Consider the following 19,396-nt stretch of genomic DNA (forward strand, 5'->3'; position numbering starts at 1 on the left):
ACGCCATGAACCACGAACGCAAGAGCTGGACGGTCAAGGACGAAGCCATCGTCCGCGAGCTGCGCGAATTGCTCACCCTGTCGGCGGAGGAATGCGCGTTGCTGAAGGCGCTGGAGCCGATGGCCCGCGAAGCGGCCCCGACCCTGGTCGCCGAGTTCTACGAGCGCCTGCTGTCGCACGAGCCGACCCGGGAATTCATCGGCGACAAGGAACGCCTGGCCACCACCCTGGCCAACTGGTTCGTGGAGGTGTTCTGCGGTGAGTACGACGACGCCTACGCACTCAAGCGGCTGGGCATCGGCAACGTGCACGTGCGCATCGGACTGCCGGTCCGCTATCCGCTGGCGATGATGGACCTGATCGCCCGCCACGGCGAACGCATCGCATCGGCCAAGGGCGAGGCGGCGATCCAGGCGTTCCGCAAGGTCCTGGCCATCGACGTGGCGACCTTCAACCAGGCCTACGAGAACAACCAGCTGCACCATCTGGCCGAGCTGACCGGCAGCGAACGCCTGGCTCGCCGGCTGTTGTCCGGCGGCTGACGCCGCCGCGTTTCATCGATCGGGCCGCGGCCTATTGCGGGGGAGCAGCGAGCTCCCGCGCATCCAGATAACCGTCGCCGCTGCGATCCTGTTTGCGGAAGGTGGCCGCCAATCGCTCGCGATGGGTTGCGCGGGTGATGGCGGTCCCCTTGCCGCCCGGCAGCTCGTCGCCGGACAGCACGCCATCGCGATTGCGGTCACGCGCATCGAAGGCGTAGCTCATCCAGTCCAGGAACTCGGCCTGGCTGACCCGACCGTCGCCATCGGTATCCATGCGCTGCAGATAGTCCTTGGTGCCGTTGACCTGCCCCACCGCGAGCAGCGGCAGGGCCGATATCAGCAATGCGAGCAATAGACGCGTCATCCCCGCATTGTAGGACTGGATTTGGCGTGTGCGCTCGTCCACGCACCCCGCGCAAATCCCCCGTCGCCTCCGGCGCCCGCCCCCTTTTGAAAAGGGGGCTACCAAGAGACTCCAGCGCTCGGAAACCCGCTTTTCCTCCCCCTTTGCAAAAGGGGGACTGAGGGGGATTTGCTCTTGGCGCCAAAAGCAAATCCCCCGTCGCCTTACGGCGCCCGCCCCCTTTTTCAAAGGGGGCTACCAAGAGACTCCAGCGCTCGGAAACCGCTTTGCCTCCCCCTTTGGAAAAGGGGGATTGAGGGGGATTTGCTTTTGGCGCCAAAAGCTAATCCCCCGTCGCCTTACGGCGCCCGCCCCCTTTTGAAAAGGGGGCTAACAAGAGACTCCAGCGCTCGGAAACCCGCTTTTCCTCCCCCTTTGAAAAAGGGGGATTGAGGGGGATTGGCTCTTCGCTGCAAACCTCAATGCGCCAGCGCATACCCCTTCAACCGCGCGGAGTACTCCTGCAACGCCCGGATACCGCTGGCCTCGGCCTCATGGCACCACGCCTGCAACGCCTTCAACCGCTCCGCTGCATCATGGCTGCGGGCTTCGAGCAGCGCCGACAGGCGCGCGCGGTGTTCGACCAGCGCGCTGATGCGCGGCCGCTGCGAGACCCAGTTGCGCAGTTGTTCGCGCGCGTCCGGCTTGAGCCAGCGGCCGTCGTCGACCAGGCCACGACGCAGCTTGCGCGGCAGTAGCGCGCGCAGCTTGGCGCCCGCCTGCGCGGCCTCTTCCTTCAGCGCCGGTTTGAGCACGTTGCGCTGGTAGTCGGTCATGGCCTGGAAACGGTGCGACAGCAGCGCCTTCAGCGTGTCTGCGTCAGGCACCGCGATGTTCGGGCGAATGTCCAGGGTGGGTGCCACCCGCAACACTTTCGCCAGCCGGACCTTCTCCATGCCCTTGATCACGATCCAGCCGATATCCACTTCCCAGCGGCGCATCGAGAAGCGTGCCGAACTGGGGAAGGCGTGATGGTTGTTATGCAGCTCCTCGCCGCCCACCCACACGCCCCATGGCGTCAGGTTGGTCGAGGTGTCGGAGGATTCGAAATTGCGATAGCCCCACCAGTGGCCCAGGCCATTGATCACGCCCGCCGCCCAGAACGGAATCCACGCCATCTGGATCGCCCACAGCGCGACGCCGGGCAGGCCGAACAGGGTGGCGTTGATCAGCAGCAACAAGGTCGGTCCCAGGTTGGCGTGCGGGGTGTACACATGGCGCTCGATCCAATCGTCCGGCGCGCCCTTGCCGTACTGCTCGATGTCGGCGCGCTGCCCGCGCGCTTCGCGGTACAGCTCCACGCCGCGCCAGAACACGTTGCCGATGCCCTTGGTCTGCGGACTGTGCGGATCCTCTTCGGTCTCCACCTTGGCGTGATGCTTGCGATGGATGGCGACCCACTCCTTGGTGATCATCGAGGTGGTCAGCCAGGTCCAGAACCGGAAGAAGTGGTTCAGCACCGGATGGAAATCCACGCCCCGGTGCGCTTGGCTGCGATGCAGGTATAGCGTCACCGAGAAGATGGTCAGCTGGGTGAAGACCAGCAGCACGATCAACAGCTCCCACCAGACCAGGCCGGTCAGGCCTCCGATCAGGAACTGCAGCAACGAGTCGGACATGGAAAGCGCTCCGGAAGGCACCGGCGCCGGTGGGGTCCGGTGCCGTCAGCGCATCATGCGGCCTGCACGTGACGATTTCACCCGACGCCGCCGAATGGTGTTCAGCTGGCGGATTTCGCCGCTGCCGCGGCCGCTTCCTGGCGGTGCATTTCTTCGGTCAGCACCCGCTTGATCTCGCCCACAATCGACTCGAGCGAGTCCTCGCCGTAGCCGACGTGATGGCTGGCGATACGACCCTGGGTGTCGATCACCCACAGATTCGGGTAGGCCTTCACACTGTAGGTGCGCGCGATGTCACCGTTGGGGTCGCGGGACTGCAGCAGGCTGTAATCGCGCATCTGCCGCATCATCTGCCGGTAGGTGGCGGGCGGGTCCTCGACGTTCACCGCGATGACCTGCAGCCACTGGGGGTCGACCTTCTTCTGCAGGGCGTCCAGCACCGGCAGTTCCTTCAGGCAGTAACCGCACCAGGACGCCCAGAAGGTCACGATCACCACCTTGCCCCGGTGTTCGGCCAGATCGACTATCTTTCCGTCACGTCCCTTGCCGAGCACGGTCGGTGCCGGATCGCCGATGGCGGGCGACTGCGCGAACGCGGGGAATGCCACCGAAAGACAGAGCAGCAGGATGGCGAGGCGGATGCGGCGCATGGTCGGTTCCCTCCCTGGACTGGCGCCGAGTCTATCCCGCTTCCACTCCCCCCAGACAGCCCCGCCGATGTCCCTCGCCCCCGATGCCGCGCCCGCGCCGGCGCCCCTGTTCGAACTCGATCGCGCCACCGTCATCCGCGGCTCCGTCCGCGTGCTGCGCGAGCTGACCCTGAGCATCCCGTTGGGCCAGCACACCGTCATCCTCGGCCCCAACGGCTGCGGCAAGTCGACCTTCATCAAGCTGATCAACCGCGAGCTGTATCCGCTCGCCCGTGAAGGCGACGCGCCGGTCAAGGTGTTCGGCCTGCGCCGCTGGAACGTGGCCGAACTGCGCACCCGGCTGGGCGTGGTCACCAGCGACCTCACCCGCAACCTGCAGGAGATGCCGCAGCTGCGGGTGGAGGACGCGGTCGTCACCGGCTTCTTCTCCAGTTTCGTCATTCCGCCGCACTGCGAGGTGGATGCGCAGATGCGCGCGCAGGCCCGCCGCGCGCTGGCGGCGGTCGAGGCCACCGCGCTGGCCGATCGCGAAGTCGCCGAACTGTCCACCGGCGAAATGCGCCGCGTGCTCATCGCCCGCGCCCTCGTGCACCAGCCCGAGGCGCTGCTGCTGGACGAACCCACCGCCGGCCTGGACCTGATCGCCCAGCGCCACTTCCTGGAACTACTGCGCGATCTCGCACGCCAGGGCATCACCCTGGTGCTGGTCACCCATCACCTGGAAGAAATCGTCCCCGAATTCCAGCGCGTGATCCTGCTGCGCGCCGGCGACGTGATGGCCGACGGCGCGCCCGACGACATCCTCACCTCGGAAAACCTGTCCGCCGCCTACGGCGGACCGTTGCAGGTGCGGCGTGAGGGTGGGCGGTTTGTGCTGGGGCTGGATTAGGTCGGACCGCCGTTGAGTTCGGCGTGACCTGATGGCAGCCCATCAATACCTTTCAAGCCGGTACCCACTGGACGAACCATCGCCGTTCAAAGCTAAGGCGCTTTCCTTACGCCTTCGGCTCCATTTCAAGCCTGTCGGCCTCATCAACTCCAACTGGAAGCGGGAGCGCATCCAGCGTGACGCCGGTGACCCGCCACTGTCCCAACGTCTTCTTCAGGTCTATCAGCACTTTGTGCCGCTCTCCCTGGTCCGAAACAGCAATCATGCTGAACTCCGCATTTCCGCTGGATCCGGATACGGCTATTTTTAGCGGGAACGGAGCGAGCCATACCTTTTCGATTCCTCCCGTTTGCCTTGAAATAACCTCCGACGATCGGACAAACGACTTGGCGCACTGATAGGCATCACCATTAACGACCAACAGGTAGGCCCCGAGATAGATGAAGGTAGCTATCAACAATGCTACGGCCGTTGATCTCGCTATCGCATATGGCTTCCTAAGTTTCATGACTTTTCTCCGTTACCGACGTGGGCGGCCGCCGTGCAAAGTAATCTCCACACCCACCGATGCACTTCCTTTAATGCCCCAGCTGTTGCCTACTCCGCCCTGTGGCTCTAACCCTCCATATGGTTTGATTATCGAACCATCGGAAGGCGTAAACTTCACACCCAAGTTCCCACCCAAGGCTGCCTGAATCGGCCCCGCGTTAAGTCCAGCTTCTGCAAAACCGCCAATCCCTAGCCCTCCATTACTGCACGGATCTGCCCCTGGAGCAGTTCCTAGTGGCTCGTACAAAATTCCACCACCAAATCCCTTGCCTGCTCGAATACCAACAAATCCGCCAGATGCTTCGTCATTCCCAAAAAATATGGCTCCCCCAATACCTTTGAATAGCGATAGCGTCACTTTCCATAGTCCTAGCGGATCAACATAAATAATCGGATTGCCTTCCACGTAGGAATAGACGTTATCTCCCCCAGATAAGCCGACCGGATCCTCGGCAATAAATCTACTTATGCTGGGTGAGTAGTACCTTGCCCGGTAGTAGTAGATACCTGACCCATCCCGCTCCGCCCTGTGTACTGATACGGGTTGGTCGTGCCGGCGTTGAGTTGACGGGTCTGTCCATACGGCGTGTAGTCATAACGCTGCACCACTTCACCGGCCGCGTTGGTCAACGCGCGCGTGCTGCTCAGCGCATCCGTGAGGAAGTAGGTCCGTTCGCTGCCTTCATTGCGGGCGAACCGCTGGTCGATGCCCGGGCCGGTCAGAATGGGATTGATCGTGTTGCCCATCCGCTCCTGCACGATGTCCACACCGTCGTAGAGATAGGTGAGGGTCTGCCCGCCTTCGGTCTTGCTGATGCGTCGGCCCAGGTCGTCGCGCTGGACCTCGATTGCTCAAGACCTCAATTATCCATTTTCTTGTTCCGTCCTTCTTTGAAGCGGTTCGCAACACCCGTAAAAAAAGACATTGCAAGCACCATGCCATCTCCTATTGTTTGAAAATACCCAAACATCGCTTCGTACCCCGATTGCACGGACAATCCTAAAAGAGGAGAAGCAAGCCCAACCAACATGACCAAGAGTACAAATCCATAGCGCGCAACATTTATATAGAAGAAAAGACCAACATATAAAACAACATAAGCTACTACCACCACATTGCTATAAGCGACAATTACTTCCCTGTCGACAACAGAATTGACGCCAAGCCACGCAAGAGCGTATTTCGCTTCACCCACATAAGCAAACCCCCAAGGAAAGAAGAACCAGACCAATAAAATTGACAATAAAACAACTGTCAGAGCTCTATATATGACAAACATAATCACTCCTCTAAATCGGCATGGTAACTTTCGTGCAATAGCAGCCTGGATCATCGCGCGGAGCAGGACCGATGTTAGGCAGCGGATTTGCCTGACAAGTATCCGGCTTTTCCCTTATGCATTTGCATAGGTCGGCATCAACAACACAATAACCAAGGCTATTGCATCTAACCGTCCTCATATCAGGATATGTTTTGCCAACTGGCTCTGGAAAATTTCCAAGCGCGTCTCGAAGTTCGGCATTCCCCTTCCCTAGCCTGTCTAACTGCAATCTCCTGTAACTCGACCAAATCTCATCGCTTGTTAGGCCTTTTCCACCATTTTGTCTCTGATGTATGTTCCACGGATTTTGCTTCGTTCTTTGTTTCCCATCCTGATCTATATAACTGATTGGGTCGGCGCCCACATAGGCATAGGTGTTTACTCCAGCGTGCAGACCCGTAGGATCCTCACTGATAAACCGCCCCATTCCTGGCGAGTAATACCTGGCCCGGTAGTAGTAGATGCCTGAATCGTCACGCTCCCGCCCGGTGTACTGATACGGATTGGTCGTGCCGGCATTGAGTGCCCGGGTCTGCCCATACGGCGTGTAGTCATAACGCTGCACCACTTCACCCGCCGCGTTGGTCAACGCGCGCGTGCTGCCCAGCGCATCCGTCAGGAAGTAGGTCCGTTCGCTGCCTTCATTGCGGGCAAACCGCTGGTCGATGCCCGGGCCGGTCAGAATGGGATTGACCGTGTTGCCCACCCGCTCCTGCACGATGTCCACACCGTCGTAGAGATAGGTGAGGGTCTGCCCGCCTTCGGTCTTGCTGATGCGCCGGCCCAGTGCGTCGTACTGGAAGCTGGCCTGCGTCGAGTCTCCTATCTTGATGGCGACCAACTGATTGCGCGCGTTCCAGTGGTAGGTGCGCTGGCCGTCACTCAGCAAATTGCCGTTGGCGTCGTAGCTCAAGGCTTTTTCGTCGTGCCGGGTCTGCCGGTTGTTGTCATCGAACGTGTTGCTGCCCCGGCTCGCTTCCGGTAGCAGTTGGGAGGCATAGGTGCCGGTTTGGGCCACCCGGCGGCCGAGCGCGTCGTAGCCGTAGCCCAGCGTGCCCAGCGTCGCCTGACCCGGCTTGGTCCAGGCGATACCGGTGATTTGGTTGGTCGCGTTGTACGCGTAGCCCGTCTCGACGCCGTTGGGCAGCGTGGTGCGGATGAGCCGGCTGGCGGCATCATAGTCGAAGGCCACGTTTTCGCTGCCCTGCCACAACCGTATCAGACGGCCAACCGCGTCATAGCGGTACTGGATGCGGGGCTGCGCGTCCGCAGTCATGGCAATGCGCTGTCCGCCGCGATCGTACTCGTAGCGCACGATGCCCTGCGGGCTGGTGGCCTGCACCACTTCATCGAACGCGTTGTAGGACCAGCGCAGGGTTCCTGTGTCGCTGTCGTCCATGCTCAGCACGCGGTCGCCGGTATCGTAGCTTGCCGTGACCACATGCTGTCCCTGCTCCACCCGTACCAGCCGGCCCAGCAGGTCGTACTGGAAACGGGTGAGCGCGCCATTGCGATCGGAGTGGGAGGTGACCCGGTCCATCAGGTCATAGGTCCAACGCTCGGTCTGGCCCAGACTGTCGGTGCGCGCGGTCAACCGGTTGCGCGCGTCGTAGGCGTAAGTGATGCCGGCGCCGTGCGGCAGCAAGACGGCCATCACGTTGCCGTTGGCGTCGTAGCCGGTTTCGGTCACGCCACCGATCGCATCGATCTGGCGAACGATCCGGCCCATGGCGTCGTACTCGCGTCGCGCGGTGTGGCCCGCAGTATCACGCATGCTGATCACCCGGCCCAGCGGGTCATGGCGCATTTCGGTTCGCCGGCCCAGCGGATCGATCGTGGCGGTCAACTCGTAGCCTTCGTATTCGAATCTGGTGCGATTGCCGAGCGGGTCCGACAGGGCGGCGGGTTGGCCGGCAAAGTTGCAGGTGATACGTCGGACCTGGCCCGCGGGATCGGTCACCGAGGACAGGCAGCGATCGGTGTATCCCAGGGTGGTCGTTCTGCCCAATGCGTCCGTCATCGAAACGGGGTCGCCATGCGCGTTGTACGCGATGGCAAGCGTTCTGGCTTCCGGGGTTCCCGGCAGATGGGTCTCGCCCGTCAGTTGGCCTTCGGCATCGTAGCGATACTCGGAACGCCGCCCCAGCGGATCCACCTTCGCGCTCAACCGTCCTGCCGCGTCACGCTCGAATCGGGTGGTCTGCGCCAGCGCGGTGCCATATCCCAGCGTGTCGCTGACGGGATAGTGACTGACGGGGTCGAATACCAGCCTGCGCTGGCTTCCATCCGGGCGGGTCACCAACGTGCCGAGGGTATCGCCATCGACGTGGTCGTACTCAAGCCGATAGACGCCGCCATCGGCCTGGGTCTGCCGCACCACGCGACCGCTCCATCCGCCCTCGCCCCTGGCTTCGAACTCGTTGTACACGATTCGGTGGCCGTTCTGATCGTGGATCGACTCAAGCCGGGACTTCCGCTTTCCGCCCGGGAGTTTTTCGGCCCGGTATCCGTATCGCCGGGCGGCGCCGTCGGGATAGGTCACGCGCGCCAGGAAGCCGTTGTCATCGTACGCGTATGTCCAGCTCCTGCCGGAATGATCCCGGATACGCTGGACGCGGTTGTTGCCGTCGTGCTCCAGGGCCAGATAGCGTCCACTGGAAGAGACGATCCGTACCAGCAAACCCGCGTCATAGACAAACTCGACCCGATTGCCATGCTTGTCCCGCATCCAGCGCAGCGGATTGGGCGCGTAGTTGCCGAAGCGCATGATGGCGCCATCCCGCAGGGTCAGGAGAAGCCCATAGCCCTGATCGTCGTATACATACTTCAGGACGGAACCGGCGAACCCGGTCGTGCCGCCCGAATGTTTCCAGGTCCCCGTGAGGCCGGTACCCGCGATGCGGGTGAAATCCACCGGCATGCCACCCGGCAGGATGAGCTGGATCAGGTCATAGCCGGAACCCGGCGGCGAGAACATGCGATAGCCGAAATTCGACGTGGTGCCGATGCCGAATTCCCGCTTGCCGGTGTCATTCGGCCGATAGTGGCGACTGATCGCAACAGGCAGGATGTCGTTGAGGGTGGCGTCGGTTTCGGAGTAGAAGAATTCGCCGGTATAGAGATCGATGGGGTCCCCGGCCGTGGCGCCGGAACCGGAGCCGGAGGAACCACAGGCCTCGCTGCAGGGCGGTTGGTCGGGCTCGGTGGGCGGGTCGTTGCTCGCCACGGAGTAGCTCCCGCCCATGGTCTGGTGCAGCGCCACTCCCTTCTCGGGTGCGAAGCGGCTGCCGTCGCTGGTGACGCGCCCCTGACCGTAGACACGCCAGCCCTCGGCGGGATCGTAGATCCAGAAGTTAGCCTGGGTGCCCGTCGGGTGACCGTCGTAGTTCGGATAGAAAATCCGGATGCCCTCCGCCGCGCGCGGCGTCAGCGCCTGCACCGTCGCACCACCGGGCTCCAGGGTGAAGTACATCGGATAGTTGTCCGCCACCGGAAACGGCGCGCGGTTGACCGGTGTCGGCACGATGGCCAGTTCGGTGACCAGCCGCCCCTTGCGGTCCCGGATGACGGTATCGCGCGGGATGAGGACCTGCAGGCCCGGCATGTCCGGATGGGTGAGCACCGTGTCCCTGCCGAGCGGTGAGCCAATTCTGCTCTTGTCCCGCGCGGTGATGCGCGGCAGGTACAGGGTGTAGGGAATCTGGGTGAGCTGGCCGGGCTTTACATCCAGCCCGACCACGAACTGGCCGTACTCCACGCCCGCCGAGTTCGCGGTGGTCCCATCGACATACAGTTCCTGCTTGCCCGCGGGGGCTTCGTGCAACAGGAAGTAGCCATCCCGGTTGGTCCTGACGTGCCGGCCGCCGATGCTGATTTCGACATCGGCCACCGGCACGCCGTCCACCCGAAGAATCTGCCCCATGACGCTGGTGAAGCGCATGGCGCGGACGATGCGATCAATGAGTTCGGTGTTGCGCAGGTCCGGCTGGTTTCCCGGAACCCGCCAGCGTCCGTCCGTATTGTCTTGCCCCGGTTGCCACACCCCTTCTTTCAGGGCGCCCTGCCTGCGGCAGGGTTGGCGTTTTTCCAGGTATCCGCATTCCGCAGGGGTGCCCTGGATCAGGTCGGCGTTGCCGGGAAGCTGCTCCGCAGTTGCCTCGGCTTCTTCCGGTCCGGCGATGACGGCCGTCTGGAAGTCCAGGACCGCAAGCGGCATGGCGCGGCCATCCACCGCATGCACGCCATCCACCAGCAGCGAGTATCGGGATCCGGGATAGAGCGCCTGTCTGGGGCGTGCGAATACCAGCCTTCCCTCCTCGACCACCACGATGTCGATGGGGGTCATTCCGCCGGGCCCCAGCAACGACACCGTCGAAGGATTGAGTTCCTGCGCACGCATGCGCTGGGTGAACCTGACGGCGATCAATGCATCCGTCGAGACCGCCTGATCGCCTTGCCGTGGCAGGGATCCCGCCATCCGGGGTGCCTGCGTGGGCTCGTTGTCGTTGCGCGCCCTTTCAATGAACGACGAGGTTTCGGGGTCGAACCAGACGTCGGTCGACGTCGTCCGTCCCGCAACCCCGCCTCCGCGCAACCTGACCTTTCCGTCGCTCTGCAGGGTCGCCCGATGACCCGACATCCGATCGCCAGAATGGCGCTGGACGCGGGTGAGCACTCCGGTTCGTTCGTCCCACAACTGCGCACCACCCTCGGCACCCAATCCTCCCACCAGCAGCAAGCGTCCATCCGTCAGCACGGTTGCGCTGTGGCCCGCCCGGGCCGACATGGGCAGGCCAAGCGCAGGTTCAATGCGACGCGAACGCGTGTCGTACCAGACGCCACCCGGCTGCAATTTGCCGTCCGCCGCCGCGCCTCCCCAAATGAGCGCGCGCCCCTGCGGCATCAGGGTCAGGCTCGCCCCGATTCGCACGGATTCCAGTTCGACTCGATGCGTGATCCCACCGGTCTTCGCATCGCGTTCGATCAAGGTATTGCCATCACCCGACAGGACCAGCGTTCGTCCATCCTGAATGGACACCTTGCGCTCCATGGGTGTCAGGGTCTGGCGCGTGGACGTAGGCACTTCGTTCTTGTCCATCGACGCCGGACGTGCCGACTGGGACGGTACCTGCCCGCTGCTGGCCGTGACCGCGAACAGACTCAGCAAGACGGCCAGGGAAAAGCTCTTCTGGCTACGCGGGTGCTTATCCATGATGCATTCCTTGTTCTTCCTTGAGACTTGCCGCTCTTCGGCTGCGTGCACGGGTGTTCAGGCATGCCATGCTTCGTGTACTGCGGATTTGCCGGCGCATCGGCAGGAGTCGATGGCTCCCATCTTGAATCCAGCGCCCTGCACGCGCGTCCGGAGACGGGCCTGCATCCATTCGAATTCTTGCGGTGCGCCATGAAAACACCGACTCAACTCGGCCCTGCCGGCCTCGGCTCGAGATGGGCGGCTTGACAGCCAGCCGCAACTGCACGGTCAACGTTTCACCATGAATCGGATCCACAAACACCTGGTAGGTGCCGTCCGTTGGCAATGCAAGCAGGTCCTGCGTACCGTCATTTCGCAGCGCTCGCGAAGTCAAGAATCTGCCATTGGGGCTGTAGACCTCATAACGGATATGACGGTCAGCGGGCACTGTCCGCTGCCCCCTGACCTGCAGACTCAGCCGCTGGCCGGCCGTGCCGGTGAAGCTCAGCCGTGCTCCCTGCCCCGGACGATCCAGCACCAATGTCTTCCAGTCATCCGGCAGCAGCAGGCCCATCTTGTCCGCCGACAGCGTGGCCTTGAACTGAAACTGCCGCCCAACCGGGCTCTGTTTCACTATCACCACATAAATGCCCGCCGGCAGATTCGGCAGGTTCACACGGCAGCCAGCACTACAGGTTCCATGCATCATTCGGTCGCCATTGGGCCGATACACGTCGAGGTAGGCAGAGCTGCCTCTGACGATGCGCATCTCGCTGATTCCCAGGCCCAGGTTGTCCCCTTCCCTGGCGGTGAAGGTGAAGTACGCCGCCTCGCCCGTACCTCGTGCTTCATACGCGACCGGCCCGTTCGCCACCCCCAGCCCTTCGGCCGCGCCGGTCGCCGACCGCAGCTGTGCCGTCAGCGTCTCGCCGTAAGCCGGATCCACAAATATCTGGTAGGGGCCGTCCGTCGGCAACGCCGGCATGCGGAGCGTACCGCCGCCCTCTAGGGTTCCGGACGTCAGCAGACTAAGGTCCGGCGCATACACGTAGTAGTACACGTTCCCATCTGCCGGCAGTGTCTGCTGCCCGCTGACCTGCAGGCCCAACCGCTGGCCGGCCGTGCCGGTGAAGTGCAACCGACCGTTCTGGCCCGGTCGACTCAGCGTCAATGGCGTCCACGCATCCGGCACCAGCTCACCTGTCACGTCCGCCGACAAGGTGACTTTGAACTGCAAGCGCTGAGTGGACGAGGCCGGTTCCACCACCACCGCGTAGGTGCCCGCCGACAACCGCGGCAGGTTCACGTCGCAGCCGCCATAGCTGACGTAGCAGTACCGGTACCGCAACTGCGTGCCGTCCGGCCGGTACACACGGAGGTAGGCGTGACGGTCCTCATTGTCGGCCAGTTCGCTCAGGCCCAGGCCGAGGTTGTCCCCTTCCCGTGCGGTGAAGGTGAAGTACGCCGCCTCGCCGGCGGCCCGTGCTTCATACGAGACCGACCCGTTCGCCACCCCCAACCCTTCGGCGGTACCGGTCGCCAACCGCAACTGTGCCGTCAACGTCTCGCCGTACTCCGAATCCACAAACACCTGGTAGGTACCGTCCACTGGCAGCACTGGCAGATCCAGTGTGCCGCCGGCTCGAATCGACCTCGAAGTCAGCAAACTGCCCTGGGGGGTGTACACGTAGTAGTAGACATAACGATTCGCCGGCAGCGTCTGCTGTCCACGGGTCTGAAGGCCCAACCGTTGCCCAGCCGTGCCGGTGAAGTGCAACCGACCGTTCTGGCCCGGTCGATTCAGTGTCAATGGCGTCCATGCATCCGGCACCAGCTCACCTGTCACGTCCGCCGACAAGGTGGCCTTGAACCGCAACCGCTGTCCGGCCGATACCGGCTCCACCACCACTGCATACGTGCCCGCCGACAACCGCGGCAGGTTTACATCGCAGCCGCCATGACTGAGATAGCAGGTGCTGGACCACCCCTGCTTGCCATCCGGCCGGAACACCCGGACATAGCTGTGGGCGTACCAGTTCTCCGGAGTCACCTGCAGCTCGCTGATGCCCAGGCCGAGGTTGTCCCCATCCTTGGCGGTGAAGGTAAAGTACGCCGCCTCGTTGGCGCCCCGTGCTTCATACGAGACCGACCCGTTCGCCACCCCCAGCCCTTCGGCCGTGCCGGTCGCCAGGCGTAGTTGCGCCGTCAGCGTCTCGCCGTAGTACGGATCCACGAACACCTGGTAGGTGCCATCCGCCGGCAACGTCGACAAGTCCAGCGCACCGCCGCCCAGTAGGGTCCCGGACGTCAGCAGAGTGCGGTCCGGTGCATACACGGTGTAGTACACGCTCCCATCTGACGGCAGTGTCTGCTGCCCGCTGACCTGCAAGCCCAACCGCTGGCCGGCCGTGCCGGTGAAGCTCAGCCGGCCGTTCTGGCCCGGTCGACTCAGCACCAGCGGCGTCCACGCGTCCGGCACCAGCTCACCTGTCACATCCGCCGACAAGGTGGCCTTGAACCGCAACCGCTGTCCGGCCGATGTCGGCTCCACCACCACTGCATACGTGCCCGCCGACAACCGCGGCAGGTTTACATCGCAGCCGCCATGGCTGAGATAGCAGGTGCTGGACCACCCCTGCTTGCCATCCGGCCGGAACACCCGGACATAGCTGTAGGCGTACCAGTTCTCCGGAGTCACCTGCAGCTCACTGATGCCCAGGCCGAGGTTGTCCCCATCCTTGGCGGTGAAGGTAAAGTACGCCGCCTCGTTGGCGCCCCGTGCTTCATACGCGACCGGCGCGTTCACCACCCCCAACCCTTCAGCGGTACCGGTCGCCAACCGCAACTGCGCGGTCAGCGTCTCGCCGTAAGCCGGATCCACAAATATCTGGTAGGGGCCGTCCGTCGGCAACGCCGGCATGCGGAGCGTACCGCCGCCCTCTAGGGTTCCGGACGTCAGCAGACTAAGGTCCGGCGCATACACGGTGTAGTACACGTTCCCATCTGCCGGCAGTGTCTGCTGCCCGCTGACCTGCAGGCCCAACCGCTGGCCGGCCGTGCCGGTGAAGCTCAGCCGGCCGTTCTGGCCCGGTCGACTCAGCACCAGCGGCGTCCATGCATCCGGCACCAGCTCACCTGTCACGTCCGCCGACAAGGTGACTTTGAACTGCAAGCGCTGAGTGGACGAGGCCGGTTCCACCACCACCGCGTAGGTGCCCGCCGACAACCGCGGCAGGTTCACGTCGCAGCCGCCATAACTGACGTAGCAATACCGGTACCGCAACTGCGTGCCGTCCGGCCGGAACACCCGGACATAGCTGTAGGCGTACCAGTTCTCCGGAGTCACCTGCAGCTCACTGATGCCCAGGCCGAGGTTGTCCCCTTCCTTGGCGGTGAAGGTAAAGTACGCCGCCTCGCCGGCGGCCCGTGCTTCATACGAGACCGACCCGTTCGCCACCCCCAACCCTTCGGCGGTACCGGTCGCCAACCGCAACTGTGCCGTCAACGTCTCGCCGTACTCCGGATCCACGAACACCTGGTAGGTGCCATCCGCCGGCAACGTCGACAAGTCCAGCGCACCGCCGCCCCGTAGGGTCCCGGACGTCAGCAGAGTGCGGTCCGGTGCATACACGGCGTAGTACACGTTCCGGTCAGCGGGCAGTGTCTGCTGCCCGCTGACCTGCAGGCCCAACCGCTGGCCGGCCGTGCCGGTGAAGCTCAGCCGGCCGTTCTGTCCCGGCCGACTCAGCGTCAATGGCGTCCATGCATCCGGCACCAGCTCACCTGTCACGTCCGCCGACAAGGTGGCCTTGAACCGCAACCGCTGTCCGGCCGACGTCGGCTCCACCACCACTGCATACGTGCCCGCCGACAACCGCGGCAGGTTTACATCGCAGCCGCCATGACTGAGATAGCAGGTGCTGGACCACCCCTGCTTGCCATCCGGCCGGAACACCCGGACATAGCTGTAGGCGTACCAGTTCTCCGGAGTCACCTGCAGCTCACTGATGCCCAGGCCGAGGTTGTCCCCATCCTTGGCGGTGAAGGTAAAGTACGCCGCCTCGTTGGCGCCCCGTGCTTCATACGAGACCGACCCGTTCGCCACCCCCAGCCCTTCGGCCGTGCCGGTCGCCAGGCGTAGTTGCGCCGTCAGCGTCTCGCCGTAGTACGGATCCACGAACACCTGGTAGGTGCCATCCGCCGGCAACGTCGACAAGTCCAGCGCACCGCCGCCCCGTAGGGTCCCGGACGTCAGCAGAGTGCGGTCCGGTGCATACACGGTGTAGTACACGCTCCCATCTGCCGGCAGTGTCTGCTGCCCGCTGACCTGCAAGCCCAACCGCTGGCCGGCCGTGCCGGTGAAGCTCAGCCGGCCGTTCTGGCCCGGTCGACTCAGCACCAGCGGCGTCCATGCATCCGGCACCAGCTCACCTGTCACATCCGCCGACAAGGTGGCCTTGAACCGCAACCGCTGTCCGGCCGATGTCGGCTCCACCACCACTGCATACGTGCCCGCCGACAACCGCGGCAGGTTTACATCGCAGCCGCCATGGCTGAGATAGCAGGTGCTGGACCACCCCTGCTTGCCATCCGGCCGGAACACCCGGACATAGCTGTAGGCGTACCAGTTCTCCGGAGTCACCTGCAGCTCGCTGATGCCCAGGCCGAGGTTGTCCCCATCCTTGGCGGTGAAGGTAAAGTACGCCGCCTCGTTGGCGCCCCGTGCTTCATACGAGACCGACCCGTTCGTCACCCCCAGCCCTTCGGCGGTACCGGTCGCCAACCGCAACTGCGCGGTCAGCGTCTCGCCGTAGTACGGATCCACGAACACCTGGTAGGTGCCATCCGCCGGCAACGTCGACAAGTCCAGCGCACCGCCGCCCCGTAGGGTCCCGGACGTCAGCAGAGTGCGGTCCGGTGCATACACGGTGTAGTACGCGCTCCCATCTGCCGGCAGTGTCTGCTGCCCGCTGACCTGCAGGCCCAACCGCTGGCCGGCCGTGCCGGTGAAGCTCAGCCGGCCGTTCTGTCCCGGCCGACTCAGCACCAGCGACGTCCATGCATCCGGCACCAGCTCACCTGTCACGTCCGCCGACAAGGTGACCTTGAATTGCACCTGCTGTCTGGACCACGCGGGTTCCATTACCACTACATACGTGCCCGCCGACAACCGCGGCAGGTTCACGTCACAGCCGCCATGGCTGAGGTAGCAGGTACTGGACCACCCTCGCTTGCCATCCGGCCGGTACACCTCGACATAGGCATAGCTGCCACCGGGTGCATCCAATTCACTGATGCCCAGGCCCAGGTTGTCGCCAATCCTTCCGGAAATAAGAAAACGCTTGCTCTGACCCGGCGCCCATGCCCCCAGTGCCCGAGACTCCCCGTCGATGGCCTGCGTCGGGTCGACCTCCACCGACAACCGCCAGCTTCCCGCCTCCGGTGCGCGTTTCATGTAGATCGCATAGCTGCCCGTCTTGTTCAGAGCAGGCAAATGGCTCGATGGCCGACTTGCAGACAGTGAGCCTTTTGCGAGTATCTGATTCGCGGGATCACGGACGACATACTCGACGGCTGATCCCGTGCCGGGGTCGGACTGAATGCTCAGGTAGTCGTCGAGCTTTCCATCGAACAGCACCACCACCCATTTCCCAGAACCGGATGCGCCCAAAGAAATGGGCTCCGCTCCCAGCTCAACCCGATGGACCGCCTCAACATCAGCGGGCGAAACATCACGCGGAACCACGATCAGGTCATCGCCACTTTCAGCCTTGCCGAATGGGGTGGTGACCGTAACCTTGCCGCTTCCGACGTTGGCTGGCACCACGAAATCAATGTGATTTCCGGCAGACTCACGAGCGGAGGACACAAAGCGCCCCGATACCGATACCTTGCTTTGGCCCGGGATCGGCACCAGATGCTCGCCATCGATTCCAACGGTTGCCCCCGCCGCGACACGCAACGGCACGATCCTGCGAATCACTGGCGGTGCTTCGTTCTCGTCAACGACGAAGGTCGATGTGCTGACGGCCGACGCTCCACCCGCCTCGACTGCAACAAAGCCTGTCGTCGCTCCTGCCGGCACCACAACCGTCAGCGATGTCGGTGATGCCTGCACCACCTCCGCAGCGGTCCCGTTGAACGCGACCCGGTTTCCCGCGGTCGCCGTCGAGAATCCCTGTCCCCGCACCAGGACCCGCGCGCCTGGTGCGCCGCGACTAGGTTCCACGCTGAATATCGCCAGTTCGTCCGGACGCAGTCTTTCAATTCCTTGCAGGTTGCCGACGGCGTCATAGACGTATCGCGCGTGCGCGCCCTCTTCATTCGTCGCCACCACCAGCCGACCGTTGGCGTCGTACAGATAGGTGGTCGCGCCCGCAAGCGATGCCGCTACGCCAAAAATCATCAGCGCGATTGCGGCTTTCCACGCTCGCCAGAACACGGTGCTCCGCACTTTCTTCCGTATGGAATCCTTCCGCCACATGCCCAAGCCGCCACTCCATGATCGCCGGGCTGTACGCCTCGACACTTGTGCTTTTTTCGACATTCGATCGAATGCCGCCCCATTTCCATTTCTTTTTTAGCGACTGGAAGTACGCTGTCAATTAACTTTGAAAATGGAAAAGAGCTTGATAAAGAGAAGCATCACACTGACAGTGATGGCAGCGTCACTCCTCTCGCTTGTTTCATGCCGTTTCGAAGCAGCATCCATCGTCAATCCTTCCGACGCCGATCTGGGCAAGAAAATATTCAACGATCGCCGCCTGAGCGCGGAGCACGACGTCAGTTGTGCGAGCTGCCATCGCTCCGATCTGCACTTCTCAGATGGCCGCGCCGTTTCCTTGGGAAGCGGAGGAAAGTCCGGAACACGCAATTCACCCAGCCTGCTGGATTCGAGCCGTGCGCTCGCGTTTTTCTGGGACGGACGGGAGACGTCCCTCGAACATGTCGTGCTTCAGCCCTTTACCAATCCCGTCGAGATGGGATTGGCCGACATGAATCAGCTGGCCGATCGCCTGGCTTCGCGGCCGGAGTATTCGGAACTCCTGCTCCGCCAAGGTGGTTCGCTGCGGGTGGACAAGGCCCGCCTCGCCGCCGTCATCTCGGCCTATCTCGGGTCGCTGCCGGCGGCCGATGGTCCGGGCTTTCGACACCTGAGTGGACAAGCCGTTCTAGACGATGAAGCGCTTGCGGGACTGGCGCTGTTCAACGGCAAGGCCGAATGCGGGAGCTGCCACGTTTTCACGCGCGGGAACAGCAAGCTGACGGACAACCAATCACATCACACGGGCATTGGTTTCGAGCAGGTGGCGGGAAGGATCGCGCCCGCCATCGCCTATCTGGATGAAGCGCTTGCCACCCGCACACTGGGACACGCCATCCTTTCGGACAAGCGCATCTCCGAACTTGGGAAATACACATCCAGCCGCAGGGTGGAAGATCTGGGCGCTTTCAGGACGCCATCCCTCCGGAATGTCGCCAGGACCGGGCCGTACATGCATGACGGTAGCGTTCCAACGCTGGAGGAAGCGCTGGAACGCGAGATCTACTACCGGAACCTGTCCCGCGGCACGCCGATCCAGCTGACCGTGGAAGAGAAGCGGGCGCTTCTGGCGTTCCTGCGTTCGCTCAGCGACACGAACACGCCCTAGGGGCGCGATGCTTCTTCGGGCATCTCGGTCAGATCGAACTCCTGCTGGGCCGCCAGTTTTCCATCCAGACGAATCTCGACCAGGTAGCGTCCTGCCGACCAGCTTTTTGCGTCGTCCAGATCCAGCTCGATGGTCTCGACGTCCTTGTCGAAGCGTTCGGTCCTCTTTTCCTTGACCTGCCCGGTCGCCAAGGCGAAGACCTTTGCTTCCACAGTGCTGTTCTTCGCGCTGCGGGAAGTCCGGATGCCCAGTACGAGTGGCTGCCCGGGTCGCAGTGCGGCGCGGGAAGCATGCGGCTCTTTCCCCTTGGCGGCGATGATGACTTCCTCGATGACGAGCGGCGTTCCGTCATCGGACCTGGCTTCGCCTTGCGGAGAAGCTCCCGGCGAACAGGCAGTCATGGTCAGCGCGGCGATCAGGACACCGCAGGACAGTTTCAGGCGCGTGCGTGCTTCCATACGAAATGCATTCCAAGTGGCTGAAGGAACCCCGCATGGTATTTGCACTGTCCCGCTCATCCCATCCTTCAAGGCACGGATCGCATTCAAAGTTAGATGTGGAATGCAAAGCGGCCGA

Annotated in this window: 13 protein-coding genes; 3 read left to right on the forward strand and 10 right to left on the reverse strand. The window is 63.0% G+C overall.

All coding sequences use genetic code 11. From position 1 onward, the window contains the following. Window positions 1-5 precede the first annotated feature (5 nt). Entirely contained in the window at window positions 6-542 is a 537-nt protein-coding gene (locus FHW78_RS09770; protein WP_183639687.1) for a protoglobin domain-containing protein, read from the forward strand. A gap of 31 nt (window positions 543-573) precedes the next feature. On the opposite strand, the gene FHW78_RS09775 is transcribed toward FHW78_RS09770, so the two are convergent. From FHW78_RS09775 to FHW78_RS09785, 3 genes are all read right to left on the reverse strand, one after another. After that, window positions 574-906, reverse strand: coding sequence for an EF-hand domain-containing protein (locus FHW78_RS09775; RefSeq protein ID WP_183639688.1), 333 nt, complete (start codon window positions 904-906; stop codon window positions 574-576). A 458-nt stretch (window positions 907-1,364) separates the two neighbouring features. Then, the gene (locus tag FHW78_RS09780) at window positions 1,365-2,564 is read right to left on the reverse strand and encodes a fatty acid desaturase (protein WP_183639690.1); all 1,200 of its coding nucleotides are present in this window, start codon (window positions 2,562-2,564) and stop codon (window positions 1,365-1,367) included. 101 nt (window positions 2,565-2,665) lie between these two features. Further along, complete coding sequence (locus tag FHW78_RS09785; protein ID WP_183639692.1) at window positions 2,666-3,214, reverse strand: TlpA disulfide reductase family protein; 549 nt, start codon at window positions 3,212-3,214, stop codon at window positions 2,666-2,668. Window positions 3,215-3,281: 67 nt separating this feature from the next. Between FHW78_RS09785 and FHW78_RS09790 the strand changes: the two genes are divergently transcribed. After that, window positions 3,282-4,103, forward strand: a complete 822-nt coding sequence (locus FHW78_RS09790; RefSeq protein WP_183639694.1) for an ATP-binding cassette domain-containing protein — start codon at window positions 3,282-3,284, stop codon at window positions 4,101-4,103. A gap of 106 nt (window positions 4,104-4,209) precedes the next feature. Here FHW78_RS09790 and FHW78_RS09795 read toward each other — a convergent pair whose 3' ends face one another. The 6 genes from FHW78_RS09795 to FHW78_RS09815 form a co-directional block, all read right to left on the reverse strand. Further along, entirely contained in the window at window positions 4,210-4,611 is a 402-nt protein-coding gene (locus tag FHW78_RS09795; protein WP_183639696.1) for a hypothetical protein, read from the reverse strand. Window positions 4,612-4,623: 12 nt separating this feature from the next. Next, entirely contained in the window at window positions 4,624-5,157 is a 534-nt protein-coding gene (locus FHW78_RS09800; RefSeq protein WP_343205567.1) for an RHS repeat-associated core domain-containing protein, read from the reverse strand. Further along, on the reverse strand, window positions 5,118-5,399 hold the full coding sequence (locus FHW78_RS19955; protein WP_255443179.1) for a hypothetical protein: 282 nt from the start codon (window positions 5,397-5,399) through the stop codon (window positions 5,118-5,120). Before FHW78_RS19955 ends, FHW78_RS09800 begins: the two co-directional genes overlap by 40 nt. Before the next feature lie 113 nt (window positions 5,400-5,512). Continuing rightward, window positions 5,513-5,932 (reverse strand): hypothetical protein, encoded by a 420-nt coding sequence (locus FHW78_RS09805; RefSeq protein WP_183639698.1) that lies wholly within the window; start codon window positions 5,930-5,932, stop codon window positions 5,513-5,515. Between the two features lie 10 nt (window positions 5,933-5,942). Then, the gene (locus FHW78_RS09810; RefSeq protein WP_183639700.1) at window positions 5,943-11,186 is read right to left on the reverse strand and encodes an RHS repeat-associated core domain-containing protein; all 5,244 of its coding nucleotides are present in this window, start codon (window positions 11,184-11,186) and stop codon (window positions 5,943-5,945) included. Beyond that, window positions 11,179-17,715 (reverse strand): IPT/TIG domain-containing protein, encoded by a 6,537-nt coding sequence (locus FHW78_RS09815; protein ID WP_183639702.1) that lies wholly within the window; start codon window positions 17,713-17,715, stop codon window positions 11,179-11,181. The genes FHW78_RS09810 and FHW78_RS09815 overlap by 8 nt, the downstream gene beginning before the upstream one ends. Before the next feature lie 70 nt (window positions 17,716-17,785). On the opposite strand from FHW78_RS09815, the gene FHW78_RS09820 reads away from it, so the two are divergent. After that, window positions 17,786-18,820, forward strand: coding sequence for a cytochrome c peroxidase (locus FHW78_RS09820; protein ID WP_183639703.1), 1,035 nt, complete (start codon window positions 17,786-17,788; stop codon window positions 18,818-18,820). Here FHW78_RS09820 and FHW78_RS09825 read toward each other — a convergent pair. Further along, window positions 18,817-19,278: a hypothetical protein gene (locus FHW78_RS09825; RefSeq protein WP_183639705.1), complete on the reverse strand. Its 462-nt coding sequence runs from the start codon at window positions 19,276-19,278 to the stop codon at window positions 18,817-18,819. The two genes, FHW78_RS09820 and FHW78_RS09825, sit on opposite strands and share 4 nt — an antisense overlap. Window positions 19,279-19,396 lie beyond the last annotated feature (118 nt).

The organism is Pseudoxanthomonas sp. OG2 (assembly GCF_014192765.1).
Lineage (GTDB): Bacteria > Pseudomonadota > Gammaproteobacteria > Xanthomonadales > Xanthomonadaceae > Pseudoxanthomonas_A > Pseudoxanthomonas_A beigongshangi.